The sequence below is a fragment of the Azoarcus sp. Soil_N_20 genome (genome assembly GCF_057656155.1).
Genome location: NZ_JBDGKX010000001.1, coordinates 260,730 through 284,264 on the forward strand (window position 1 = coordinate 260,730; position 23,535 = coordinate 284,264).

Annotated in this window: 24 protein-coding genes and 1 other RNA gene; 21 read left to right on the forward strand and 4 right to left on the reverse strand. The window is 66.2% G+C overall.

The window, feature by feature from the left end; genetic code table 11:
* Positions 1-12 precede the first annotated feature (12 nt).
* The 3 genes from AC3A35_RS01255 to AC3A35_RS01265 all read right to left on the reverse strand — a co-directional run bounded on the left by AC3A35_RS01255 (position 13) and on the right by AC3A35_RS01265 (position 1,797).
* On the reverse strand, positions 13-660 hold the full coding sequence (locus tag AC3A35_RS01255; RefSeq protein WP_487433994.1) for a BON domain-containing protein: 648 nt from the start codon (positions 658-660) through the stop codon (positions 13-15).
* Positions 660-1,253, reverse strand: coding sequence for a phosphoheptose isomerase (locus AC3A35_RS01260; RefSeq protein WP_487433995.1), 594 nt, complete (start codon positions 1,251-1,253; stop codon positions 660-662). The genes AC3A35_RS01255 and AC3A35_RS01260 overlap by 1 nt, the downstream gene beginning before the upstream one ends.
* 130 nt (positions 1,254-1,383) lie before the next feature.
* Positions 1,384-1,797, reverse strand: coding sequence for a YraN family protein (locus tag AC3A35_RS01265; RefSeq protein WP_487433996.1), 414 nt, complete (start codon positions 1,795-1,797; stop codon positions 1,384-1,386).
* On the opposite strand from AC3A35_RS01265, the gene rsmI reads away from it, so the two are divergent.
* The 21 genes from rsmI (at position 1,796) to AC3A35_RS01370 (ending at position 23,008) form a co-directional block, all read left to right on the forward strand.
* Positions 1,796-2,662 carry a 16S rRNA (cytidine(1402)-2'-O)-methyltransferase gene (gene rsmI, locus AC3A35_RS01270; RefSeq protein ID WP_487433997.1) on the forward strand — a complete coding sequence of 289 codons (867 nt, stop codon included), beginning with the start codon at positions 1,796-1,798 and terminating at the stop codon, positions 2,660-2,662. The genes AC3A35_RS01265 and rsmI overlap by 2 nt on opposite strands.
* A 60-nt stretch (positions 2,663-2,722) precedes the next feature.
* Positions 2,723-3,760, forward strand: coding sequence for a dihydroorotase (pyrC, locus tag AC3A35_RS01275; RefSeq protein ID WP_487433998.1), 1,038 nt, complete (start codon positions 2,723-2,725; stop codon positions 3,758-3,760).
* Positions 3,760-4,197, forward strand: coding sequence for a hypothetical protein (locus AC3A35_RS01280; protein ID WP_487433999.1), 438 nt, complete (start codon positions 3,760-3,762; stop codon positions 4,195-4,197). Before pyrC ends, AC3A35_RS01280 begins: the two co-directional genes overlap by 1 nt.
* A gap of 26 nt (positions 4,198-4,223) precedes the next feature.
* Positions 4,224-4,651, forward strand: an RNA gene (rnpB, locus tag AC3A35_RS01285) — RNase P RNA component class A.
* Between the two features lie 340 nt (positions 4,652-4,991).
* Positions 4,992-5,435, forward strand: coding sequence for a division/cell wall cluster transcriptional repressor MraZ (mraZ, locus tag AC3A35_RS01290; protein WP_487434000.1), 444 nt, complete (start codon positions 4,992-4,994; stop codon positions 5,433-5,435).
* On the forward strand, positions 5,432-6,370 hold the full coding sequence (gene rsmH / locus AC3A35_RS01295) for a 16S rRNA (cytosine(1402)-N(4))-methyltransferase RsmH (RefSeq protein ID WP_487434001.1): 939 nt from the start codon (positions 5,432-5,434) through the stop codon (positions 6,368-6,370). The genes mraZ and rsmH overlap by 4 nt, the downstream gene beginning before the upstream one ends.
* Positions 6,367-6,633, forward strand: coding sequence for a cell division protein FtsL (gene ftsL / locus AC3A35_RS01300; RefSeq protein ID WP_487434003.1), 267 nt, complete (start codon positions 6,367-6,369; stop codon positions 6,631-6,633). The genes rsmH and ftsL overlap by 4 nt, the downstream gene beginning before the upstream one ends.
* Positions 6,630-8,393 carry a peptidoglycan D,D-transpeptidase FtsI family protein gene (locus AC3A35_RS01305; protein WP_487434004.1) on the forward strand — a complete coding sequence of 588 codons (1,764 nt, stop codon included), beginning with the start codon at positions 6,630-6,632 and terminating at the stop codon, positions 8,391-8,393. The genes ftsL and AC3A35_RS01305 overlap by 4 nt, the downstream gene beginning before the upstream one ends.
* Positions 8,394-8,440: 47 nt before the next feature.
* Entirely contained in the window at positions 8,441-9,889 is a 1,449-nt protein-coding gene (locus AC3A35_RS01310; protein WP_487434698.1) for a UDP-N-acetylmuramoyl-L-alanyl-D-glutamate--2,6-diaminopimelate ligase, read from the forward strand.
* On the forward strand, positions 9,886-11,298 hold the full coding sequence (locus AC3A35_RS01315) for a UDP-N-acetylmuramoyl-tripeptide--D-alanyl-D-alanine ligase (protein ID WP_487434005.1): 1,413 nt from the start codon (positions 9,886-9,888) through the stop codon (positions 11,296-11,298). The genes AC3A35_RS01310 and AC3A35_RS01315 overlap by 4 nt, the downstream gene beginning before the upstream one ends.
* A 1-nt stretch (position 11,299) precedes the next feature.
* On the forward strand, positions 11,300-12,388 hold the full coding sequence (mraY, locus tag AC3A35_RS01320) for a phospho-N-acetylmuramoyl-pentapeptide-transferase (RefSeq protein WP_487434006.1): 1,089 nt from the start codon (positions 11,300-11,302) through the stop codon (positions 12,386-12,388).
* Positions 12,388-13,788 carry a UDP-N-acetylmuramoyl-L-alanine--D-glutamate ligase gene (murD, locus tag AC3A35_RS01325; protein WP_487434699.1) on the forward strand — a complete coding sequence of 467 codons (1,401 nt, stop codon included), beginning with the start codon at positions 12,388-12,390 and terminating at the stop codon, positions 13,786-13,788. The genes mraY and murD overlap by 1 nt, the downstream gene beginning before the upstream one ends.
* Positions 13,785-15,017 (forward strand): putative lipid II flippase FtsW, encoded by a 1,233-nt coding sequence (ftsW, locus tag AC3A35_RS01330; protein WP_487434007.1) that lies wholly within the window; start codon positions 13,785-13,787, stop codon positions 15,015-15,017. The genes murD and ftsW overlap by 4 nt, the downstream gene beginning before the upstream one ends.
* The gene (gene murG, locus AC3A35_RS01335; protein ID WP_487434009.1) at positions 15,014-16,084 is read left to right on the forward strand and encodes an undecaprenyldiphospho-muramoylpentapeptide beta-N-acetylglucosaminyltransferase; all 1,071 of its coding nucleotides are present in this window, start codon (positions 15,014-15,016) and stop codon (positions 16,082-16,084) included. The genes ftsW and murG overlap by 4 nt, the downstream gene beginning before the upstream one ends.
* Positions 16,081-17,481 carry a UDP-N-acetylmuramate--L-alanine ligase gene (gene murC, locus AC3A35_RS01340; RefSeq protein ID WP_487434010.1) on the forward strand — a complete coding sequence of 467 codons (1,401 nt, stop codon included), beginning with the start codon at positions 16,081-16,083 and terminating at the stop codon, positions 17,479-17,481. Before murG ends, murC begins: the two co-directional genes overlap by 4 nt.
* The gene (locus AC3A35_RS01345; RefSeq protein WP_487434011.1) at positions 17,478-18,392 is read left to right on the forward strand and encodes a D-alanine--D-alanine ligase; all 915 of its coding nucleotides are present in this window, start codon (positions 17,478-17,480) and stop codon (positions 18,390-18,392) included. The genes murC and AC3A35_RS01345 overlap by 4 nt, the downstream gene beginning before the upstream one ends.
* Complete coding sequence (locus AC3A35_RS01350; RefSeq protein ID WP_487434013.1) at positions 18,385-19,233, forward strand: cell division protein FtsQ/DivIB; 849 nt, start codon at positions 18,385-18,387, stop codon at positions 19,231-19,233. The genes AC3A35_RS01345 and AC3A35_RS01350 overlap by 8 nt, the downstream gene beginning before the upstream one ends.
* On the forward strand, positions 19,230-20,459 hold the full coding sequence (ftsA, locus tag AC3A35_RS01355; protein WP_487434014.1) for a cell division protein FtsA: 1,230 nt from the start codon (positions 19,230-19,232) through the stop codon (positions 20,457-20,459). Before AC3A35_RS01350 ends, ftsA begins: the two co-directional genes overlap by 4 nt.
* Before the next feature lie 141 nt (positions 20,460-20,600).
* Positions 20,601-21,740, forward strand: coding sequence for a cell division protein FtsZ (gene ftsZ / locus AC3A35_RS01360; protein ID WP_487434015.1), 1,140 nt, complete (start codon positions 20,601-20,603; stop codon positions 21,738-21,740).
* Positions 21,741-21,886: 146 nt separating this feature from the next.
* Entirely contained in the window at positions 21,887-22,810 is a 924-nt protein-coding gene (gene lpxC / locus AC3A35_RS01365) for a UDP-3-O-acyl-N-acetylglucosamine deacetylase (protein WP_487434017.1), read from the forward strand.
* A gap of 9 nt (positions 22,811-22,819) precedes the next feature.
* A complete protein-coding gene (locus AC3A35_RS01370) occupies positions 22,820-23,008 on the forward strand; it encodes a hypothetical protein (protein WP_487434018.1) in 189 nt (62 codons plus the stop codon).
* Positions 23,009-23,035: 27 nt separating this feature from the next.
* On the opposite strand, the gene AC3A35_RS01375 is transcribed toward AC3A35_RS01370, so the two are convergent.
* Positions 23,036-23,470, reverse strand: coding sequence for a DciA family protein (locus AC3A35_RS01375; RefSeq protein ID WP_487434019.1), 435 nt, complete (start codon positions 23,468-23,470; stop codon positions 23,036-23,038).
* Between the last annotated feature and the right edge of the window lie 65 nt (positions 23,471-23,535).

Here is a 23,535-nt window from a genome sequence, read left to right on the forward strand (position 1 = left end):
GCGGCGACGGGATTATCGGCTGCTCGAGTTGCTGCCGATCCGTGCGTCCATCCGCCGTGCGTCCTCTTCACTGATGTACTCGAACACGCGGACGACCTTGCGTACGCCCTGACTGGTGCGTGCAATCTCGCTCGCGGCATCGGCCTCGGCACGGGTCACCAGGCCCATCAGGAAGACCACGTTGGCTTCGGTCACCACTTTGACGTGATTGGCGGCGAAGCTCTGTCCATCGACGAAACGTGCCTTGATATTGGATGTGATCAGCCCGTCGTTGGCGCGCGCCGTCATTGCCGAGGCGGGGCCGACGGCAAGCTCGTTGATGATGCCGCGCACATTCTCGACGCCGGCCAGCAGGCGCTCCGCTTCGGCACGCACGGTATCGTTCTGGACTTCGCCGGTGAGCAGGACGTTGCGGTTGTACGAAGTGACGTTGATGTGGTTGAGTGTGCCGAAATGCTCGCTCAGTCGGTTGGACCCCTTCCACTCGATGGCCTCGTCCTCGACATAGGTGCCCGAGCTGCGGCGGTCGGAGATCATCATCGCGCCGGCGCCGACCCCGGTGGCGACCACCGGGAAGCAGCCTTGCAGCAGCGGCACGGTGCCGGCCGCGAGCAGGCCGAGAACCAGCATGCGACGGCGCTTGGTGTGCGGTGTGTTCATCAGTCTTCCACTCCTAATAACAGACAATCGATGCCGTCGCACAGGCAGTGCAGGACGAGCAGGTGAACTTCCTGGATGCGTGCCGTGCGGTCGGCCGGCACGCACAGATGGATGTCTTCCGGGCCGAGCAGTTCCGCGATCTTGCCGCCGCCCTTGCCGGTCAGGGCAATGACGCGCATCTCGCGTTCGCGCGCGGCGGCGATGGCCTCGATCACGTTGGGCGAATTGCCGCTGGTCGAGATCGCCAGCAGGATGTCGCCCGGTTGCCCGAGGGCGCGAACCTGCTTGGAGAAGATCTGCACGAAGTCGTAGTCGTTGCCGATCGAGGTCAGGATCGAGCTGTCGGTGGTGAGGGCGACGGCGGCCAGCGGCGGGCGTTCCATCTCGAACCGGTTGACCAGTTCGGCGGCAAAGTGCTGGGCGTCCGCGGCCGAGCCACCGTTGCCGCAGGCGAGAATCTTGCCGTTGTTGATCAGGCTGCCGGTCATGGCTTCGACCGCTTGCGCGATCGGTGCCGCCATCCATTCGATCGACGCGAGCTTGGTTTGCGCGCTGTCTTCGAACTGGCGTGATATTCGGTCAATCAGGTCCATGTCTCGATCGGGCTGTCATGCATGAGGAGCTGAAGTCTAGCATGCAGGTTCGCTCTGTCTTCGTGCAGGCGCAGGGGCCGTCGAATCGGCCTGCGGGCGGTATCGCCAGGGCGTGCCGGCCGGCGGAGCTTCACCCGGCGTCGAAGGCGGCCCTGATCCAGTCGAGGTGCTCCGGGTTCGGAGTGTCGAACAGGATTGCATCGAAGCGGCAGGGATGTGCCGCATAGCGCCGCCCGCTGCCGGCCAGCCACCATTGCGCGGCGAGTATGACCCGACGCCGTTTTTCTGCCGTGATGCTGGCCGCAGCGCCGCCGAAGCGCTGGCTGCGGCGGAGGCGGACCTCGACGAAAATGACCGTGTCGCGTTCGAGGCACACGATGTCGACCTCACCGCCGCGGCAGTGCACGTTGCGCGCGAGGATGCGCATCCCGTGGCGGGCGAGGTGATCGACGGCGAGATCCTCGGCAATGCGTCCCCGAGCTTGCGCCGGGGTGGCCTGCGCGCCGACAATCGCTGTCCCGGCCTCCACTTTTGACCTTTTCATGACCGACCCTTCCGCTTCACCGCTCTCGAGGACGGCGTCATTGTATGTGGTGGCGACCCCGCTGGGAAATCTGCGCGACATCTCCTTGCGTGCGAAGGACCTGCTGCGCGTGGTCGATGTGATCGCGGCCGAGGATACTCGGCACAGCCAGCGTCTGCTCGATGCGTATGGCATTCGCACCCGGCTGGTCGCACTGCACCAGCACAACGAGCAGCGGGCGACGGAGCAACTGGTGGAGTGGCTCGCAGCCGGGAAGCATGTGGCGCTGATCAGTGACGCCGGCACCCCCGCGGTATCCGATCCGGGGGCGAAAGCGGTGGCCAGGGTCCGGCTGGCGGGCTATCCGGTGGTGCCGTTGCCCGGCGCCTGTGCGGCGGTGGCGGCGCTGTCGGTGTCCGGCTTCGCCGAAGGCGGTTTCCGTTTCGTCGGTTTCCTGTCGCCCAAGACCGGCGCCCGACGCGCGGCGCTCACCGCGCTGGCAGGTGAGCGTGACGCACTGGTGTTCTACGAGGCACCGCACCGGGTGCTCGAGAGCGTGGCGGACATGCTTGCGGTGTTCGGTCCGGCGCGCGAGATCGTGGTTGCGCGCGAGATGACCAAGATGCACGAGGAGATCGCGCGCATGCCGCTGGGTGCGACCACAGCCTGGTTTGCAGCGGACAGCAATCGCGCGCGGGGTGAGTTCGTGCTGGTCGTCGAGGGGGCTCCCGAACCGGAGGCGATCGGTGTCGATGTCGAGCGGGTGCTTGGCCTGCTGCTCGCCGAGTTGCCGGTCAAGACCGCCGCCCGGCTCGCTGCCGACATCACCGGCGCGCCCCGGAATGCCCTCTATGCGCGGGCGCTGGCGCTCAAGGGCGACGCGTGATCCGCGCGCGCGGGCGGGATGCCCGCTTATAATCGGGACAAACGACCACCGAGCAAGCCGATGCACACGATTACCCTGATTCGCCCCGACGACTGGCACCTGCATGTGCGCGATGGCGAGGCGCTGGCGAAGGTGGTGCCCCACACCGCGCGGCGGTTCGGTCGCGCCCTGATCATGCCCAACCTGCGACCGCCGGTATCGACCACGGTACAGGCGCTGGCCTATCGCGAGCGCATACTGGCCGCGGTCCCGGCCGGAGTTCGCTTCGAGCCGTTGATGACGCTCTACCTCACCGACAACATGGCACCCGACGAGATCGAGCGGGCCAAGGCGAGCGGGGTCATCGTGGCGGCCAAGTTGTATCCGGCCGGCGCCACGACCAACTCCGATGCCGGGGTGACTTCGATCGACAAGGTGTACCCGGTGCTCGAACGGATGGAAGCGTGCGGCATGGTGCTGTGCGTGCACGGCGAGGTGACCGCGGGTGAGGTCGATGTGTTCGACCGCGAGCAGGTGTTCATCGAGCGCGTGCTGTCTCCGGTGGTGAGACGATTCCCGGGGCTGAAAGTGGTGTTCGAACATATCACCACCGCCGAGGCCGCGCAGTTCGTGAGGGCGGCGGGTGCAAACGTTGCGGCCACGGTCACCGCCCATCATTTGCTGTTCAACCGCAATGCCATCTTTGCCGGCGGAATTCGCCCCCACCATTACTGCCTGCCGGTGCTCAAGCGCGAGAGCCATCGCCAGGCCCTGGTCCACGCCGTGACTTCGGGCAATCCGCGGTTCTTTCTCGGTACCGACTCGGCACCCCATTCGCGCAGCGCCAAGGAGTCCGCATGCGGCTGCGCCGGGTGCTACACCGCGCATGCCGGGATCGAACTCTATGCCGAGGTCTTCGATGCCGCCGGCGCACTCGACCGGCTCGAGGCCTTCGCCAGTCTCAACGGACCGGCGTTCTACGGGCTATTGCCGAATCCGGATCGAGTCACCCTGCAGCGCGAGACCTGGCAGGTGCCGGACGCTTACGATTACCTCGGCGCGGATCCGCTGGTGCCGCTGCGGGCCGGCGAATCGGTCGCGTGGAAGCTGCTGCCCTGATGAGATCCGTTCCGATGTCGCCGCCGGTGCTGCGTTGCCTCGTGCTGGCTGGTCTGGTGCCGCTGCTTGCGGCATGCGAGAACAGCGCGGTCGCCTATTCGGTCGAAGGCAAGGACCATGCGATCACCCTGATTCGCGAGCAGTCCTTGTTCTGGGACGACGAAGTCAAGCAGTTCGTGGTCGTGGCGCGCCTGCCGCATTGCCAGCGCAAGGTGAGCCTTCATCCCGGACGTACCGCGATGACCGACCTCGAGGTGTTCGAAGCGGGCGATCGGCTGTGGGCCCTGCGTCAGGGCGCGCGCTGGTACCTTGCCAGTACCGAAGAGTGTCGGGTGCAGGACTGGGATCATCCCGGCGATGCGCCACCGGGTCCGGCGGTGGGGCGCTTCCATTTGAAGGATGGCGTCGCGGTATTTTCGGCTGCAGGCGGGGAATGAGGGCGCGTGACGTATAATCCGCCCGGGAAGTTCGCCAGGCAGTCGCTGCGCACCCTCGGGTGTGTGGAGGAAAGTCCGGGCCCCGCAGAGCAGGATGCCGGCTAACGGCCGGGCGTCGTGAGACGACGGAAAGTGCAACAGAGAGCAGACCGCCGATGGCTTTCGCAAGAAGGATCAGGCAAGGGTGAAACGGTGCGGCGTCACGTGCAAGCGTGACGGTGGCCGGGGCGCAAGCCCCGGTGGGTAAGAGCCCACCGCAGGACTGGCAACAGGACTGGCACGGCAAACCCCATCCGGGGCAAGGCCAAATAGGGGAGTAATGGCGTGGCTCGCGTCGCTCCCGGGTAGGCTGCTAGAGCTTCACGGCAACGTGTCGCCCAGAGGAATGACTGCCCGATGATCCGGTTTGCGCCGGGTCGTTCGACAGAACCCGGCTTATCGGCGAACTTCCCAATCCCGATGTTTCGCACCGCAGTCGAGGGTCCCGCGCAATGCGGCCCAAGTGGGTATCGGGTGCATTTCGCCCCACTTGGCACCGATGTTTCCCACTTTCTCCCACTTGCTCCCCAACTCCGTCCGGAGTTCATCCGGATGTGCATGAGTCTGCGCTACTTGCCTTGATTTTTCAGGGTTTCTTCGCGCTTGTCCGCTGTGACTTAAGTCATTGTGTCACAAAGAGTTTCCCCTTTTGATCGGCTTGACCGAGGATAGTCTTTACTCTACAGTGGGAATAAGTGGAGAAAAGTGGGGTGAAGTGTCATTTCGATACTCGCCCGAACCGATCAGGGGGGTCGATGTTCCAGGGAGCCGCTGCGCTCAGTCTTGATGCAAAGGGTCGTCTTGCGATCCCTGCTCGGCATCGTGACGCGCTGGCCATCGACAATGGGCAGGTGGTCATCACCGCCCATCCCCACGGCTGTCTGCTCGTCTATCCCGTTCCCGCCTGGACTCCGATTCGCGACAAGGTGCTCGGCGCGCCCAGCCTCGATCCGGTGGCCGCCCAGCTCAAGCGCCTGCTCGTCGGCTTCGCTCAGGATGAAGCGCTCGACAGTGCCGGTCGGGTACTGATCGCCCCCTCCTTGCGTCAGTTCGCAAGGCTGGAGAAGCAGGTATGGCTCGTGGGGCAGGGTAGTCATTTCGAGCTGTGGTCCGATGCCGGCTGGCAGAAGCAGCAGGAGGCGATGCTGGCACTGGTCGGTACCGACCTGCCTGCAGGTTTTGAGAGCCTGGCCCTGTGAGCGCAAGCGTGCCGCACATCACCGTGCTGCTGCAGGAAGCAGTGGACGCGTTGGCGCTTCGTGCGGACGGCGTCTATGTGGATGGCACCTTCGGGCGCGGAGGCCACAGCCGCGCAATTCTCGCCCGCCTGGGGGCGCACGGACGATTGATCGCATTCGACCGCGATCCGGCAGCGATTACAGCCGGCGAGGCTATCGACGATGCGCGCCTGACCCTGGTCCATGCACCATTCAGCGAACTCGAGCATGAACTCGAGCATCTCGGCGTCGATCGGCTCGACGGCGTCCTGCTTGACCTCGGGGTGTCGTCGCCGCAGCTCGACGATGGCGCGCGCGGCATGAGTTTTCGTTTCGATGCGCCGCTCGACATGCGCATGGATACCAGCCGCGGGCAGACCGTAGCAGCCTGGCTGGCGGATGCATCCGTCGGCCAAATCACGGAGGTACTCAGGGATTATGGAGAAGAACGGTTTGCTTATGCGATTGCAAAGGCGATTGCAGCTGCTCGGACAGGGGGGGTTGTCGCTACCACTGGACAACTTGCCGCGATCGTGGAAAAAGCGGTCCGCACACGCGAGCCGGGGCAGCACCCGGCGACGCGCAGTTTCCAGGCTCTACGGATTTTCATCAATCAGGAGCTTGAAGAGCTGACCCAGGTTTTGCCCGTGTGTGTGTCGCGGCTTCGGGCCGGCGGACGCCTGGTGGTGATCAGCTTTCATTCGCTCGAAGACCGCATCGTCAAGCGCTTCATGCGCGACGAGTCGCGTCCGCCACAGTTGCCGGCGCGCTTGCCGGTCCGCGCCGCGGATCTGCCCTCGCCACGTTTGCAACTGATCGGCAAGGCGGTGCGTCCAACTGGTGCAGAGGTGGCCGCCAATCCGCGCGCACGGAGCGCGGTCATGCGTGTCGCCGAGCGCGCAGAGGGTTCGACATGATGCGCCTCGACGCCCTGCTGGTTGCGCTTGCGGTGGCCAGTGCCCTTGGCGTGGTTGCCGCCCAGCATCAGGCGCGCAAGCTGTTCTCGGCGCTCGAGCGCGAGCAGACGCGTGCGCATGGACTCGAAGTCGAATGGGGGCAATTGCAACTCGAGCAAAGCACTTGGGCGGCACATGGCCGGGTCGAAAAACTGGCCCGCGACAAACTCGGCTTGCGGCCACCTGCCCAGGGACAAATGGTGGTGCTGGAGCCGCAGCCATGAAGAAGCAGCGCACCGTAACCTTCAATCACAATCCCCTGCTCAGACGCGAATTGCCTGCATGGCGTTCGCGTGTCGTGCTGATGGCGCTGCTCGGCTGCTCGGCTGCGCTGATGGGGCGCGCACTCTATCTGCAGGGCATCCACAACGAGTTCCTGCAGGCCAAGGGCGAGTCGCGCTATGCCCGCGTGCTCGAGGTGCCCGCGACCCGTGGCCGGATTACCGATCGTCATGGCGACATGCTGGCGGTGAGTACGCCGGTGCGCTCGATCTGGGCGATTCCCGGCGATGCGCGGCTGGAGCCGGGTGACGCCCGCCGCCTGGCCAAGCTGCTCGAAATGGATGCCGTCGAGCTCGATGCCAAGTTGGCCGGCGGGCGTGATTTTGTCTATCTGAAGCGTCAGCTCTCGCCGGACGTGGCGGAGCGGGTCAGTGCGCTCAAGCTTCCCGGCATCCATCAGCAGCGCGAGTACCGCCGTTTCTATCCGGGCGGCGAGGTCATGTCGCATGTGCTGGGGTTCACCAGTCTGGAAGATCGCGGGCAGGAAGGGATCGAGCTCGCCTTCGAGAAACTGCTCGCCGGACAGCCGGGCTCGAGGCGGGTGATCAAGGACCGTCGGGGTCAGGTGGTGGAAGATGTCGAGTCCATCCGTCCGCCGCGTGACGGGCAGGATGTCGTGCTGGCGATGGACGGCAAGGTACAGTATCTGGCCTATTCGGCATTGCGCGAGGCGATGCAGGCCCACCGCGCCAAGGCCGGGGCGGTGGTGGTGCTCGACGTGCGCACCGGCGAGGTGCTGGCCTTGGCCAATGCGCCGACCTTCAACCCGAACAACCGCGCCAACCTCACCGGTGCACAACTGCGCAATCGGGTATTCACCGACACCTTCGAGCCGGGTTCGGTGATGAAGCCGTTCATCGCCGGTCTTGCGCTGGAACGTGGCAAGGTCAAGGCGAGCTCGACCATCGATACCAGCCCCGGGCGCATGACGATCGGCAATGCGTCGATCGGTGATGCCCATCGTCATGGCGTGCTGACCGTCGCCGAGATCATCCAGAAATCGTCGAACGTCGGTACCGTGAAAATGGCGTTGCAGTTCAGCCCGGATGAAATGTGGCGCCTGTTCGATCAGCTCGGCTTCGGTTCGCCGCTCAATCTCGGTTTCCCCGGTGAGGCCGGCGGTCGCCTGCGCCCGGCCAAGAGCTGGCGTCCGATCGAGCAGGCGACAATGTCATACGGTCACGGTATCTCGGTCAGTCTGATCCAGATGGCGCGCGCCTATCTCGCCTTCGCCCGTGACGGTGATCTGCCGGCCCTGTCGCTGACCCGGCTCGATGCGCCGCCGGCGTCCGGGCGCCGGGTGTTCTCGCCGCAGGTCGCGCGCGAGTTGCGGGCCATGCTGGAGATGGCTGCCGGCCCCGGCGGGACCGCACCGAAGGCGCAGGTGCCCGGCTATCGGGTCGCGGGCAAGACCGGAACCGCGCACAAGCTCGAAGGCGGGCGCTATGCCAACAAATATGTATCGTCCTTCGTCGGCTTCGCGCCGGTCTCCAATCCGCGTCTGGTGGTGGCCGTGATGATCGACGAACCCTCGGCGGGTCAGCACTACGGCGGCGCGGTTGCCGCGCCGGTGTTCGCCAAAATCGTAGAGGGGTCGCTGCGGGCGCTCGGGGTTGCCCCCGACGCGCCGCTTACGCCGCTGCAGTTCGCGCGCAAGCCGGTTGACGGGGCCGTCGTCGCCGCCGTCGAGGAGAGCATGTGAGCAACATCGTCCCTGCCATCCTCGAACAATTGCGTGAGGTGGGCGTGATGCCGACGGGCATTACCGCCGATTCGCGCAAGATCGGCCAAGGTGATGTCTTCGCCGCGTGGCCCGGTCATGCGACCGACGGTCGGCGTTACATCGCCGCCGCGGTGGCGCAGGGTGCCGCAGCGGTTCTTTACGAGGGCGGTGACGGCCATCGCGCGGAGGGTCTGGCGTGCCCCGCGATCGCAGTGGACAAGCTGCGTGATCTGGCTGGACATCTTGCTCACGAGATCTACCGGCGGCCGTCCGAGAAGCTGTGGCTCGCCGGGGTGACCGGCACCAACGGCAAGACCACGGTGTCGCAATGGCTGGCGCGCACGCTCGAGGATCTCGGTTGCCCGTGCGGCATTGTCGGCACGCTCGGCAGTGGCTTTCCGGATCAGCTCACGGCGAGTATCAACACCACGCCGGATGCACTGGAGCTGCATCGCACGCTGGCTGGATTCCATGCCGCCGGTGCCGGTGCGGCAGCCATGGAGGTGTCGTCGATCGGACTCGATCAGGGGCGGCTGAATGGCGCGTGCATGGACATCGCGATCTTTACCAATCTGACCCGCGACCATCTCGATTACCACGGCACCATGGAGGCCTACGCGGCGGCGAAGTCGCGCCTCTTCATGTTCCCCGGCCTGCGCGAGACTGTGCTCAATCTGGACGACGCGTTTGGTCTGAGCCAGGCGCGCCTGCTGGTCGGCCAAGGCATGCCGGTCATCGCCTACACCCGGATCGCGTCGAACGCGCCTGCGGTGCCGGGGGCCCGGGTGCTGATCGCCGACAACCTGCACACAGCGGCATCGGGCCTGCAATTCACGGTGATCTGGGGGCGGCAGCAGGCGGAGCTGCAGGTCCGCATGGTCGCACCGTTCAATGTATCGAATCTGCTCGCGGTCATTGCCGCACTGCTGGCCCGTGGCGTCGCTCTCGACGAGGCGCTGCACGTGGCGTCGCGGCTGACCCCGCCGGAGGGGCGCATGCAACTGGTCGGCGGGGTGGGCGAACCGCTGGTGGTGATCGACTACGCGCACACTCCCGATGCGCTGGCCAAGGTGCTCGACGCCGTACGGGCTACGGTCCGGATGCGCGGCGGACGGCTGATCTGTGTCTTTGGCTGCGGTGGCGATCGCGATCCGGGCAAGCGGCCGTTGATGGGCGAAGTGGTGCGTGAGCTGGCCGATCGCGTGGTGGTGACCAGCGATAACCCGCGCAGCGAGGATCCGCTCAAGATCATCGAAGCGGTGGCCGCAGGCGCCGGACCGGTCGCCGAGTGCATCGTCGACCGGGCCCAGGCCATTGGGATCGCGATCGGCGAGGCGGCGGCCGACGATGTGATCGTGCTTGCCGGCAAGGGCCACGAGCCTTACCAGGAGGTGCTCGGCCAGCGCCTGCCGTTCTCGGATCTGGAGCAGGCTCGTGCCGCGTTGCTCGCATGGAACAGGAGGGCCGGCGGATGATGACATTGCTCGATGCCGTGCGCGCGCTTGCCGCACAGGGCGCCCGTGCGACCGCCGCCGCCCGGTTCGAGTCGGTCGGTACCGACAGCCGCGCAATCCAGCCCGGTCAGCTGTTCATCGCCCTGCGCGGCGAGCGTTTCGATGGTCATGACTTCGTCGACACTGCTGCTACGGCGGGCGCGGCGGCCGCACTGGTCGATTCGCGCTGGGCACAATTGCATCCGGGCGTGTCGCTACCGCTGATCGTGGTCGACGACACCCGCCTTGCGCTCGGCGCCCTGGCCGCGGCCTGGCGTGCGGGCTTCGATCTGCCGTTGATCGGGGTCACCGGCAGCAACGGCAAGACGACCGTGAAGGAGATGTGTGCCGCGATCCTGCGTGCCCAGGCCGGTCTGAATGGCGCTGGAGGCGATGTCGTGCTGGCAACGCGCGGGAATCTGAACAACGACATCGGCTTGCCGCTGACCCTGCTCGAACTGCGTGACCATCACCGTGCGGCAGTGATCGAGATGGGCATGAACCATCCGGGTGAGATCGCCTATCTGACCCGTCTCGCGCGGCCGACGGTGGCGATCGTAAACAATGCCCAGCGCGCCCATCTGCAGGGCATGGGAACCCTGACCGAGGTCGCGCGCGAGAAGGGCGCGATCTATGAAGGGCTGCGCGCCGAGGGCGTGGCGGTGATCAATGCCGACGATACTCATGCGGCCTACTGGCGCGAGCATAACGCCGGACACCGGATTGTGACATTCGGTATCGATCAGGCGGCAGACGTTCGCGGCCGGTGTACCCTGCACGGCCTCGGATCACAGCTCGATCTCGACACTCCGCTGGGGCGGGTCGGCGTCGTGCTGCAGGTCCCCGGGCTTCACAACGCACGCAATGCGGTCGGCGCAGCGGCCGCCTGTCTCGGGGCCGGCGCTTCGCTCGAGGCGGTGGCAATCGGTCTCGGCGAGTTTGCCGGAACCCGTGGCCGCCTGCAGCGCCGCAGCGGTCCGAACGGGTCGGTGATTCTCGACGACAGCTACAACGCCAATCCCGATTCGGTACGCGCCGGTATCGACGTGCTGGCGCTGACGCCGGGACACACCTTCCTGGTGTTGGGCGACATGGGTGAGGTTGGCGAAACCAGTGCCCAGGTGCACGACGAGATTGGTGGCTACGCCAAGAGCAAGGGCATCGACGGCCTGTTCGCGCTCGGCGAAACGAGCGCGGTGGCGGCGCGCAACTTCGGCGACGGCGGGCAGCATTTCGACTCCGTCGAAGCGCTGCTCGCGGCACTCGTTCCCCACCTCGACGCCGGCGCGGTGGTGCTGGTGAAGGGTTCGCGCTTCATGCGCATGGAACGGGTGGCGGATGCTCTTGCCGCACTGCACAATAGCGCCCCTCGCACGGATACAGGCTCGTAACATGCTTCTCGAACTCGCCCTATGGCTCGGTCAGGACATCCGCAGTTTCAACGTCCTCGGCTACATCACGCTGCGCACGGTGCTGGCTGCCCTTACCGCGCTGGTGATCTCGCTGCTTGCCGGACCGCGCGTCATTCGCTGGCTGACCGCAAAGAAGATCGGCCAGGCGGTGCGGGACGATGGGCCGAAGTCGCACCTGACCAAGACCGGCACGCCGACCATGGGCGGCGCGCTGATCCTGATCTCGATCGGGATCACGGTGATGCTGTGGGGCGACCTGTCCAACAGCTACGTGTGGATCACGCTGTTCGTCACCCTCGGTTTCGGCGCGGTGGGCTGGGTGGATGACTGGCGCAAGGTCGTGCGTCGTGACCCGAAGGGGCTGGCGAGCCGCTGGAAGTACTTGTGGACGTCGCTCATCGCGCTGATCGCGGCGATCTTTCTCGGGGTCGGCGCCAGCACCCCGGCCGAGACCGAACTGATCGTGCCCTTCTTCAAGGCGGTGACCTACCCGCTCGGGATCTTCGGCTTCATCGCGCTGACCTATTTCGTGATCAACGGTACCAGCCATGCGGTGAACCTGACCGACGGCCTCGACGGCCTGGCGATCATGCCCACGGTCATGGTCGCCGGCGCGCTGGCGATTTTCGCGTATGTGGCCGGGCATGCCGGCTTCTCCAAGTATCTCGGCGTGCCCTATGTGGCCGGCGCGGGCGAGCTCGCCATCTTCTGCGGTGCGATCTGCGGGGCCGGACTCGGCTTCCTGTGGTTCAACGCCTATCCGGCCGAAGTCTTCATGGGCGATGTGGGCGCGCTTGCACTCGGTGCCGCGCTCGGCACGATCGCGGTGGTCGTGCGTCAGGAGATCGTCCTTTTCATCATGGGCGGGCTGTTCGTGGCCGAAACCCTGTCGGTGATGATCCAGGTGCTGTACTTCAAGGCCTCCGGGGGCAAGCGCATCTTTCGCATGGCGCCGCTGCACCACCACTACGAACTCGGGGGCTGGAAGGAAACGCAGGTGGTGGTCCGGTTCTGGATCATCACCATCATGCTCGTGCTGTTCGGTCTGTCGACCCTGAAGCTCAGATGATGACTACGTTCGCGGGCAAACACGTTCTGGTCCTCGGGCTCGGTGAATCCGGCCTCGCGATGGCGCGCTGGTGTGCATGCCAGGGCGCGCGCCTGCGCGTCGCCGACAGCCGCGAACGGCCGCCCGGTGTCGACGCGCTGCGCGAGGACGCGCCGCTGGCCGAGATCGTCACCGGCGGCTTCGGCGACGAGGTGCTCGACGGCATCGATCTGGTGGCGGTCAGCCCGGGGCTCGATCCGCGAATCGGGGTGATTGCCGAGGCGACCCGTCGCCCCCTGCCGGTCACCGGCGAGATGAGCCTGCTTGCGTCGGCCTTGAACGACCTCGGCGTGCGCGCCCGGACCCGGATCCTGGCCATCACCGGCACCAACGGCAAGACCACCACGACCGCACTGACTGCAGCGCTCGCCGCTGCGGCCGGAGTGGACGTGGTGGCCGCCGGCAACATCAGCCCGGCACCGCTCGACGTGCTGATGGAGCGTCTAGAGCGCGGCGAGGATCTGCCTGCGTGCTGGGTGCTGGAGTTGTCGAGCTTCCAGCTCGAGACCATGCACGGGCTCGACCCCGAGGCGGCAGCGGTGCTCAACATCACCGACGATCACCTCGACCGCTATGCCGATCTGGCCGCATACGCGGCGACCAAGGCGAATGTTTTCCAGGGACAGGGCGCGCAGATTCTCAATCGCGACGATGCCCGCGTGCGGACGATGGCCGTGCCCGGCCGACGCGTGGTCTGTTTCTCGACCGGCGCGCCCCAGCGTGCCGGGGATTACGGGCTGATCGAGCATGCCGGGGAGTGCTGGCTCGCGCGCGGCGCATCGCCGCTGCTGCCGCTGTCCGCCCTGCCGCTCCCCGGTCGTCACAATGCCGCCAACGCGCTGGCCGCGCTGGCCTTGTGCGAGGCGGGTCTGGGGCTCGCGGCCGAAACCATGCTGCCTGCGCTGACCGCCTTCCGCGGTCTGCCGCACCGGGTCGAGCTGGTGGCCGAGCGCGACGATGGGGTGCGCTACTATGATGACTCCAAGGGCACCAATGTCGGGGCCACCGTTGCCGCGCTGGACGGCCTGGGCGGCAGGGTGGTGCTGATTGCCGGCGGCGACGGCAAGGGCCAGGATTTCTCCCCGCTCGCGGAGCCGCTCGCGCGGCATGCGCGCGCGGTGGTGCTGATCGGCCGCGATGCTGCTCGGATCGAAGCCGCGGTCGCCACCAGCGACGTGCGGCTCGAACATGCTGCAGACCTCGATGCTGCGGTCGAACGCGCCGACCGGCTGGCACTCGCCGGCGATGCCGTGCTGCTGTCGCCCGCCTGCGCCAGCCTCGACATGTTCCGCAACTATGCCCATCGCGCCGAGGTGTTTGTCGCCGCGGTCCGGCGCCTGCCAGGAGTGAGCCCGCGATGAAGCTCGATGCGCTCCTTCCCCGCCTGTCAGGATCGCGCACCGGTACCGCCAACGGCGCCAGCGTGCGGGCGGTGGGGCGCCTCGTGCGCCCGTCGGCGCCGGCGCGTGAACTCGATCTGCTGCTGATCTGGTCGGCGGTGGGGCTGCTGCTGATCGGCCTGGTCATGGTGTATTCGTCGTCGATCGCGATCGCCGAGGGCAGTCGCTTTACCGGCAACCAATCGCACTACTTCCTGATGCGTCATGCCGTTTTCCTTGCGGTCGGAATCGGCCTCGGGCTGCTCGCGTTCCAGCTGCCGATGACCCAGTGGCAGCGTCTTGCGCCGGCGCTGTTCGTCGCCGGGGTGGTGCTGCTGATCGTGGTGCTGATCCCGGGCGTGGGGCGCGAGGTCAATGGCGCCCAACGCTGGCTGTCGCTCGGACCGGTCAATCTGCAGCCCTCCGAACTGATGAAGATTTTCGCCGCGGTCTATGCCGCCGACTACACCGTGCGCAAGCTCGACGCGATGGGCAGCTTCAAACGCGGCTTCCTGCCGATGATGGTGGTGATCCTGTTCGTCGGCTTCCTGCTGCTGCGCGAACCGGACTTCGGTGCGTTCGTCGTGATCACCTCGATCGCCTTCGGCGTGCTCTTTCTCGGCGGGGTCAACATCCGCGTGTTTGCGCTGCTCGGGGTCTTTGCGCTGATCGGATTCATGATCCTGATCTGGACTTCGCCCTACCGGCGCGAGCGCATCTTCGGTTTCATGGATCCGTGGCAGGACGCCTTCGGCAAGGGCTACCAGTTGTCGCATGCGCTGATTGCCTTCGGCCGTGGCGAGTGGTTCGGGGTGGGGCTGGGCGCAAGCGTGGAGAAGCTGTTCTATCTACCCGAGGCCCACACCGACTTTCTGCTTGCGGTGATCGCCGAGGAACTCGGCTTTGTTGGCGTCATGGTGGTGGTTGCGCTGTTTGCGGTGCTCGTCCAGCGCGCCTTTGTCATCGGTCGCGAGGCGATCAAGCTCGAGCGCTACTTCTCCGGGCTGGTGGCGCAGGGTATCGGGCTGTGGATCGGCGTGCAGTCCTTCATCAACATGGGCGTAAACATGGGGTTGCTGCCGACCAAGGGTCTGACCCTGCCGCTCATGAGTTTCGGCGGTTCCGGCATCGTCGCCAATTGCCTCGCGCTGGCAATCCTCCTGCGGGTGGACTGGGAAGTACGACAGATGAAGCGGGGGGCAGGCTCATGAAGACCCTGCTGATGATGGCCGGCGGTACCGGCGGTCACATCTTTCCCGGCATTGCGGTGGCCGAGGCGCTGCGCGCCAAGGGCTGGCGGATCGTGTGGATGGGCAATCCGGAAGGCATGGAGGCGCGCATCGTCCCCGCGCGCGGTTACGAAACCGCCTGGGTGCGTTTCGGCGCGTTGCGTGGCAAGGGTCTGCTGCGCAAGGTGTTGCTGCCGCTCAATCTGCTGTCCGGATTCTGGCAATCGCTGCGCGCCTTGCGCCGGATTCGGCCGGATGTGGTGGTCGGCATGGGTGGCTATATCACTTTTCCCGGCGGCATGATGGCGGTGCTGCTCGGGCGGCCGCTGCTGCTGCATGAGCAGAACTCGGTCGCCGGCCTCGCCAATCGGGTGCTCGCAGCGGTGGCCGACAAGGTCGTGTCCGGTTTTCCTCATGTGCTGAAGAAGGCCGGCTGGGTCGGCAATCCGGTACGTGCGGAGATCAGCGCGGTCGCGCCCCCGGCCGAGCGTTTTGGCGGCCGTAGCGGCCCCTTGCGCGTGCTGGTGGTGGGCGGCAGCCTGGGGGCGGCCATCCTCAACGACACCGTGCCCCGGGCGCTGGCGCAGATCCCGCTCGAGTTCCGCCCGCAGGTCGTGCATCAGGCCGGCGAGAAACAGATCGAGGCCCTGCGTGCAGCCTATGCGCAGGCGGGAGTCGAGGGCGATCTGCGCGCCTTCATCGATGACATGGCGGCCGAGTACGCGGCGGCCGATCTGGTGATCTGCCGTGCCGGCGCGCTGAGCGTGGCCGAGTTGGCCGCCGTCGGCGTGGCGAGCCTGTTGGTTCCGCTTCCGCATGCAGTCGATGACCACCAGACCGGCAACGCCCGCTTCCTTGCCGAACGGGGTGCAGCCTGGCTGCTGCCGCAAACCGAACTCGACGCCGAACGACTGGCCGGCATTCTTGCCAGTCTCGATCGGACCCGACTGCTGCAGATGGCCGATCACGCCCGGGCGCTGGCCAAGCCGCACGCGACCGAGGCCGTGGTTCGTATCTGCGAGGAACTCGCGGGCGGAGAAAAGGCATGAAACACAAGGTCAAGAACGTCCATTTCGTCGGCATCGGCGGGTCGGGGATGAGCGGCATTGCCGAGGTCCTCGTGAACCTCGGCTTCTGCGTCAGCGGCTCCGACCTCGGCGACAGCGCTGCCACCCGCCGGCTCAAGGCAATGGGCGCGCGCGTGGTGCGCGGTCACGACGCCGCCAATGTCGAGGCCGCCGACGTAGTGGTGACCTCCACTGCGGTGAAGAACGACAATCCGGAAGTGATCGCCGCACGCGCGCGCCACATCCCGGTCGTGCCGCGGGCGCAGATGCTTGCCGAACTGATGCGGCTCAAGAGCGGCATCGCCATCGCCGGCACCCACGGCAAGACCACGACCACCTCGCTGGTCGCCAGCATCCTTGCCGAAGGGGCGATGGATCCGACCTTCGTCATCGGCGGCCGCCTCAATGCGGCCGGCGCCAATGCCCGCCTGGGCAAGGGCGACTTCCTGGTGGCCGAGGCCGATGAGTCCGATGCCTCCTTCCTGATGCTCAGTCCGGTGATCTCGGTGGTGACCAATATCGACGCCGACCATATGGACACCTATGGTCACGATTTTGCCCGGCTCAAGCAGGCCTTCGTCGATTTCCTGCAGCGTCTGCCCTTCTACGGCGTGGCCGTGCTGTGCGAGGACGACCCGCACGTGCGCTCGATCATGCCGCTGGTGTCGAAACAGGTGGTGCGCTACGGCCTGTCGGAGACGGCCAACATTCGCGCCGAGAACGTCCGCGCCGAGGGCGGACGGATGCTGTTCGATGCGGTGCGGGTCAATGGCAGCACCTCGCGGCTGCCGATCGAACTCAACCTGCCGGGCATGCACAACGTACTCAACGCGCTGGCCGCGATCGCGGTGGCGACCGAAGTGCAGGTCGGCGACCAGGCAATCATCAAGGCGCTGGCGGAGTTCCACGGCGTCGGCCGTCGCTTCCAGCGCTATGGCGAAGTGGCACTTGCCGGCGGCGGCAGCTACACCCTGGTCGACGACTACGGCCATCACCCGGTGGAGATGGCAGCCACCCTTGCTGCGGCGCGCGGCGCCTTCCCCGGACGACGTCTGGTGCTGGCCTTCCAGCCGCATCGATACACCCGCACGCGCGACTGTTTCGAAGATTTCGTCAAGGTCCTGGCGACCGTCGACGTCCTGCTGCTGGCCGAGGTCTATGCCGCCGGTGAAGCCCCGGTCGTCGCCGCCGACGGTCGTGCGCTGGCGCGGGCGCTGCGGGTAGCCGGCAAGGTGGAACCGATATTTGTCGAGGACATCGGCCAGATGTCGCAGGCCATTCTGGATTCGGCGTGCGACGGCGATGTGGTGATCACCATGGGTGCGGGCAGCATCGGCGCGGTGCCGGGCAAGCTCGCCAATAGCGAGGAGCAGGCGTGAGGCAGCGGTTCGGAAAAGTTGCGGTGCTGTTCGGCGGTTCGTCCGCCGAGCGCGAAGTCTCGCTGATGTCGGGGGCAGCGGTACTCGCCGCCCTGCAGGGCGCCGGGGTCGACGCGCATGCCTTCGATCCGGCCGAGCGCGATCTGCACACGCTGAAGGAAGAGGGCTTCGACCGTGTCTTCATCGCGCTCCACGGCCGTGGCGGCGAAGACGGTACGGTGCAGGGCGCGCTCGAACTGATGGGCATTCCCTATACCGGGAGCGGGGTGATGGCCTCGGCGCTGTCGATGGACAAATGGCGGACCAAGATGGTGTGGCTGGCCTGCGGGCTGCCGACCCCGCGCTACGCGATTCTCGACGCCGATACCGACTGGCAGGCGGTGGCCGCCGACCTCGGGCTGCCGATCTTCGTCAAGCCGGTGCACGAAGGTTCGAGCATGGGCGCCACCAAGGTGACTGCGGCCGATCAGTTGCAGGCGGCGTGGGAGCTCGCTGCGCGCTACGACGACCTGGTGATCGCGGAGGAGTTCGTGGTCGGGCAGGAGCTGACCGCGCCCTTCCTCGAAGACCAGGTGCTGCCGCTGATCCGGATCGTCGCGCCCGATGGCAACTACGACTACCAGAACAAGTACTTTACCGACGATACCCGCTACGACTGCCCCTGCGGTCTGCCCGCAGCCGAGGAGCAGGCCTTGCAGGCGCTGGTGCTGAAGAGCGCCCGTGTGCTCGGCTGCCGCGGCTGGGGCCGGGCAGACCTGATCCTGACCGATGACGGTCGGCCCTACCTGCTCGAAATGAACACCTCGCCGGGGATGACCGGGCACTCGCTGGTGCCGATGTCGGCCCGCGTCGCCGGCCTGTCGTTCGAGGCGCTGTGCCTGAAACTGCTCGAAGGAGCCCGTCTTGGCTGATGCCCGCGTGCGCGCCGGATCCGCTCCCCCCCGCCAGAGCGGCGGCGGGAGTGCGCGCGCACGTGAGCGGCAGGGGCTGTGGAACCGGCCGGCGCTGCTCGACCTGATCTCCGATCTGCTGATGCTGTTCGCCGCGATCGGACTCGGTTGGGCGCTGGTGACCTGGTTCCTCTCCCGTCCGCTGTTCCCCCTGCGCGAACTGGTGGTACTGACCCCGCCCGCCCAGGTGACCGAAGCCCAGCTCGAATATGTCGCACGAACCGCGATCCGGGGCAATTTCTTCACCATCGAACTCGACCGCGTTCGTGCGCATTTCGAGAAGCTGCCCTGGGTGCGGCGGGCCGAAGTCCGCCGGCGCTGGCCCGATGGCATCGAGTTGCGCCTCGAAGAGCATCAGGCGGTGGCTTACTGGACGACCAACGACAGCGGCGATACCCGACTGGTCAATCGTCAGGGCGAGGTATTCACCGCATCGAGCGACGCCAGCATGCCGGCCTTCGCCGGGCCGCAGGGCTCGGCAGCGCTGCTGCTTGCCCGCCACCAGGCCTACTCGAAGCTGCTGCAGCCGATGGGTGTGACCCTGGTCGGGCTGATGCTGTCGGCGCGCGAAGCCTGGCAGCTCAAGCTCGACAACGGTCTGCTCATCGTGCTCGGCCGCGAGCAGGAGCGGGCGCCGCTCGAGGCCAGGCTGACGCGCTTCGTCAGCGCATGGCCCGCGGTCGAAAAGAACATCGGATTGCAGGTCGCGGTCGCGGACCTGCGCTATCCGGGCGGATTTGCATTGACACCAGTGGACGCAGTGCCGGTTGACCGGAACCAGACAGCGAAAGGCAAGAAATGAGCAAGGAATACAAGGAATTGATCGTCGGTCTGGATATCGGTACCTCGAAAATCACCTGCATGGTGGCCGAAGTGCGACCGGACGGGCGGCTCAACGTGGTCGGCCTGGGAACCCAGCCCACCAACGGCCTCAAGCGCGGGGTGGTGGTGAATATCGAGGCCACCGTCGATGCGATCTCCCGGGTGATCCAGGAGGTCGAGCTGATGGCCGAGTGCAAGATCCACGATCTCTACACCGGGATCGCCGGCAGTCACATCAAGAGCTTCAACTCCAACGGCATGGTGGCGATCAAGGACAAGGAGGTCACCCCGATGGATGTCGAACGGGTGATCGAGGTCGCCCGTGCGATGCCGATCCCGGCCGAACAGCAGATCCTGCATATCCTGACCCAGGAATTCATCATCGACGGCCAGGGCGGCGTGCGCGAGCCGATCGGCATGAGCGGGGTCAAGCTCGAGGTCAAGGTGCACATCGTCACCGGCGCGGTGTCGGCGGCGCAGAACGTGATCAAGTGCGTACGTCGCTGCGGGCTCGAGGTGATGGACCTGATCCTGCAGCCGCTGGCATCGAGCTACGCGGTGCTGACCGAGGACGAGAAGGAACTTGGCGTGTGCATGGTCGATATCGGCGGCGGCACCACCGATATCGCCGTGTTCACCCAGGGCGCGATTCGCCATACCGCGGTGATCCCGGTCGCCGGTGACCAGATCACCAACGACATTGCGATGGCGCTGCGCACGCCGACCGCCGAGGCCGAGGAGATCAAGATCCGGCACGGAGTCGCGATGCACACCCTGGCCGACCCGGAAGAAATGATCGAAGTACCCGGGGTGGGTGACCGTCCGCCGCGTCCGCTGTCGCGCCAGCGCCTGGCCGATGTGATCGAGCCGCGGGTGTCGGAGCTGTTCGAGCTGGTCCAGGCCGAGCTGCGCCGCAGTGGCTACGAGGAATTGTTGTCGTCCGGCATCGTGCTCACCGGCGGCTCGGCGGTCATGCAGGGCATGGAGGAGCTGGGCGAGGATGTGTTCCACATGCCGGTGCGCGTCGGCGCGCCGCAGTACGACGGCGGACTGGCGGACGTGGTCTGCCAACCGCGTTATGCGGCTGCAATGGGCTTGGTAATCGAGGGTGCGGCGCAGCGCAGACGCGGTCTGCAGGCGCGTGATACACGCAGTGTGAAACAGTTTTTTGGACGCATGAAGTCGTGGTTCGAACGGAATTTCTGACCGGTTGCACGGGTAGCCAGTCAATTTGAATGAGGGTCCGTCACGCACCCACATTTAGTATTACACTCCACGGTTAATACTAGATGCAGGTCGGTCGGGCGTTCTGACGCAGCAGGGCCGTTAATTTAGGAGGCGAGGCAAATGTTTGAAATCATTGAGAAGGAACCGACCGGAACCGTGATCAAAGTGGTTGGCGTCGGTGGCGCAGGGGGCAACGCGGTCGATCACATGATCCGCGAGGGCGTGCAGGGGGTGCAGTTCATCGCTGCCAACACCGACGCGCAGGCGCTGGCGCGCTGCCTGGCATCGACCAAGATCCAGCTCGGCGTGACCGGGCTCGGCGCCGGGTCGAAGCCGGAAGCGGGCCGTGCCGCAGCGCAGGAGTCGCGCGAGGCGATTGCGGCCGCGCTCGAAGGCGCACATATGTGTTTCATCACCGGCGGCATGGGTGGCGGTACCGGTACCGGCGCCGCACCGGTGGTGGCCGAGATCGCCAAGGAGATGGGCATTCTCTGCGTCGCGGTGGTGACCAAGCCCTTCGACTTCGAGAACCGCATCCGGGTGGCCGAAAGCGGCGTCGAGGAACTGACTCGTCACGTCGATTCGCTGATCGTGGTGCTCAATGACAAGTTGCTCGACGTGTTCGGTGATGATGCCGGCTTCGAGGAGTGCTTCCGCTCTGCCGACAACGTGCTGCGTTCCGCGGTCGGTGGCATCGCCGAGATCATCAACGTGCCCGGGCTGGTCAACGTGGACTTCCAGGACGTGCGCACCGCAATGGCCGAAATGGGTCGTGCGATGATGGGCTCCGCCGAAGCCTCCGGCATGGACCGTGCGCGCATCGCAGCCGAACAGGCCGCGGTGTCGCCGCTGCTCGAAGGCACCGAGCTGTCCGGCGCGCGCTGCGTGCTGATCAATATCACCGCCAGCAAGTCGCTGAAGATGTCCGAAGTGCGCGACGCGGTGAAGACGGTGCAGGCCTTCGCCGCGGCGGAAGCCTTCGTCAAGTATGGCACCGTGTTCGAAGACAGCATGGAAGACCGCATTCGCATCACCGTGGTCGCGACCGGTCTCGGCTCGCCGCGCGCCGCCGCCCGCCAGCCGGTGATGCAGGTGGTGCAGGGCACCGGCACCTACGGTCCGATGGGTGGCGTCGACATGAACAACCTCGACGTGCCGGCAGTCATGCGCAGCGGTCGGCGCACCACCGTCGATGCGATGAGCAACAACGGTGTCGGCACCTACGACATCCCGGCCTTCCTGCGCCGCCAGGCCGACTGACCCGGTTCGCCCCGGGCCCGTGACGGGCACCCAGGCACACGCGCCGCCGCCTCCGGCACGTGTGCGGGTGCCCGTCGGCCTTTTGTGCACTGCAGAGGGCGCTTTCCCGCATGCTAAACTTCAGAGCTGAAACGGGAACGAAACCCATGATCAAGCAGCGAACCCTCAAATCTCTCGTCAAGGCAACCGGCGTCGGCCTCCACGGCGGGCGCAAGGTCAACCTGGTGCTGCGCCCGGCGGCGCCCGATACCGGCATCGTGTTCCACCGCGTCGACCTGGATCCGCCGCTCGATCTGCCGGCCGACCCCTATGCGGTGTGCGACACCCGGATGTGTTCCGGGCTGGAGAAGGGGGGTGAGAAGGTCGGTACCGTGGAGCACCTGATGTCCGCGCTCGCGGGACTCGGGATCGACAACCTGCACGTCGATGTCGATGCGCCGGAGATCCCCATCCTCGACGGCAGTTCGGGTCCCTTCGTGTTCCTGCTCCAGTCTGCCGGCATCGAGGAGCAATCCGCGCCGAAGAAGTTCCTGCGGGTGAAGAAGGCGGTCGAATACCGCGAGGGCGACAAATGGGTCAGGCTCGACCCCTATGACGGCTTCAAACTGCAGTTCTCCATCGTGTTCAATCATCCCGCGATCGACAGCACCTCGACCTCGGTCACGGTGGATTTTGCCGAACACTCCTACATTCGCGATGTGGCGCGCGCGCGCACCTTCGGCTTCATGCAGGAGGTCGAGTACATGCGCGACAACGGGCTGGCGCTGGGCGGCAGCCTGGACAATGCGATCGTGATGGACGAGTACCGTGTGCTCAATGCCGACGGTCTGCGTTATGCCGACGAATTCGTCAAGCACAAGGTGCTCGACGCGATCGGCGATCTCTACCTGTGCGGCCATCCGCTGCTTGCGGCCTATTCGGCCCACAAGTCCGGCCACGCGCTCAACAACCAGGTGCTGCGCGTGCTGCTGGAGGATGCGGCGGCGTGGGAGATCGTGACCTTCGACAAGGCCGCGAACACCCCGGCGGCCGTCGTTCATCAGTTTGCCGACCCGGCCCTGGCAGGCTGAGTTCTTGCGATGCTGATCCTGCGTGTCGTGGGCGTGCTGATGGTGCTCGGAATCGGTGCTTCCATTCTGCTGTGGCTGCTGACCGGCAATCGGCGCTATCGCGCCTGGGCGTGGAAGATCGCCCGCATCGGGCTGGTGTTCCTGTTCGTGGTCCTGTCCCTGTTTGCGCTCGAGCGCGTGCTCGCGCCGATGGTCTGAACCGCCGCGCATCCAGCCGGCTGCTTTTCAGTTCTCCGCGCTGCGGCGTGCAAGCCGCTCCAGCGCTTCGCGCAGCGGCGAGTCGGCCGGCAGCGTGGCGGCAAAGCCGGTGAGGCTGTTCCTGGCCGAGGCCGACATGGCGCGGACGACCGGTGGACGTCGCTCGACGGTCTGTTCCGGCGTCGACACCTTGATCCTGATCGTCGTGAGCGGATACCCGGCGCGGACGAAATGATCCACCAACGACGGTACCATCTGCTTCAGGCGCACGGCAATCGCGCTGCCCTGGGCGGCGATCACGAGTGTGTCGTCCTTCATGTTGGCGACGCGGCACGCGCTCGCAAACTGGGGCGGCAATCCCGCTTCGAGGATGCCCTGCAGGCGTCGCAGACGGGCCACGTGATCGTGCAGGCGGGCGAGGGCGTCACCGCCGCCGAGGTAGCGTTGCAGCAGCTTGCTCATGGAAGTCCGGGGTTCTGGGGCAGGTAGAAATACGGGTGGGCAGTACGACATGATAAACTCGCCGC

Bases quoted from the DNA above. Each gene is read 5' to 3' on its own strand.
- AC3A35_RS01260 (WP_487433995.1), bottom strand. From the start codon at position 1,253: ATGGACCTGATTGACCGAATATCACGCCAGTTCGAAGACAGCGCGCAA.
- AC3A35_RS01370 (WP_487434018.1), top strand. From the start codon at position 22,820: ATGCTGATCCTGCGTGTCGTGGGCGTGCTGATGGTGCTCGGAATCGGT.
- AC3A35_RS01315 (WP_487434005.1), top strand. From the start codon at position 9,886: ATGATGACATTGCTCGATGCCGTGCGCGCGCTTGCCGCACAGGGCGCC.
- ftsL (WP_487434003.1), top strand. From the start codon at position 6,367: ATGATGCGCCTCGACGCCCTGCTGGTTGCGCTTGCGGTGGCCAGTGCC.
- AC3A35_RS01375 (WP_487434019.1), bottom strand. From the start codon at position 23,470: ATGAGCAAGCTGCTGCAACGCTACCTCGGCGGCGGTGACGCCCTCGCC.
- AC3A35_RS01280 (WP_487433999.1), top strand. From the start codon at position 3,760: ATGAGATCCGTTCCGATGTCGCCGCCGGTGCTGCGTTGCCTCGTGCTG.
- pyrC (WP_487433998.1), top strand. From the start codon at position 2,723: ATGCACACGATTACCCTGATTCGCCCCGACGACTGGCACCTGCATGTG.
- AC3A35_RS01310 (WP_487434698.1), top strand. From the start codon at position 8,441: ATGCCGACGGGCATTACCGCCGATTCGCGCAAGATCGGCCAAGGTGAT.
- murD (WP_487434699.1), top strand. From the start codon at position 12,388: ATGACTACGTTCGCGGGCAAACACGTTCTGGTCCTCGGGCTCGGTGAA.
- AC3A35_RS01305 (WP_487434004.1), top strand. From the start codon at position 6,630: ATGAAGAAGCAGCGCACCGTAACCTTCAATCACAATCCCCTGCTCAGA.
- murG (WP_487434009.1), top strand. From the start codon at position 15,014: ATGAAGACCCTGCTGATGATGGCCGGCGGTACCGGCGGTCACATCTTT.
- lpxC (WP_487434017.1), top strand. From the start codon at position 21,887: ATGATCAAGCAGCGAACCCTCAAATCTCTCGTCAAGGCAACCGGCGTC.
- mraZ (WP_487434000.1), top strand. From the start codon at position 4,992: ATGTTCCAGGGAGCCGCTGCGCTCAGTCTTGATGCAAAGGGTCGTCTT.
- ftsA (WP_487434014.1), top strand. From the start codon at position 19,230: ATGAGCAAGGAATACAAGGAATTGATCGTCGGTCTGGATATCGGTACC.
- rsmI (WP_487433997.1), top strand. From the start codon at position 1,796: ATGACCGACCCTTCCGCTTCACCGCTCTCGAGGACGGCGTCATTGTAT.
- ftsZ (WP_487434015.1), top strand. From the start codon at position 20,601: ATGTTTGAAATCATTGAGAAGGAACCGACCGGAACCGTGATCAAAGTG.
- mraY (WP_487434006.1), top strand. From the start codon at position 11,300: ATGCTTCTCGAACTCGCCCTATGGCTCGGTCAGGACATCCGCAGTTTC.
- murC (WP_487434010.1), top strand. From the start codon at position 16,081: ATGAAACACAAGGTCAAGAACGTCCATTTCGTCGGCATCGGCGGGTCG.
- AC3A35_RS01265 (WP_487433996.1), bottom strand. From the start codon at position 1,797: ATGAAAAGGTCAAAAGTGGAGGCCGGGACAGCGATTGTCGGCGCGCAG.
- ftsW (WP_487434007.1), top strand. From the start codon at position 13,785: ATGAAGCTCGATGCGCTCCTTCCCCGCCTGTCAGGATCGCGCACCGGT.
- AC3A35_RS01255 (WP_487433994.1), bottom strand. From the start codon at position 660: ATGAACACACCGCACACCAAGCGCCGTCGCATGCTGGTTCTCGGCCTG.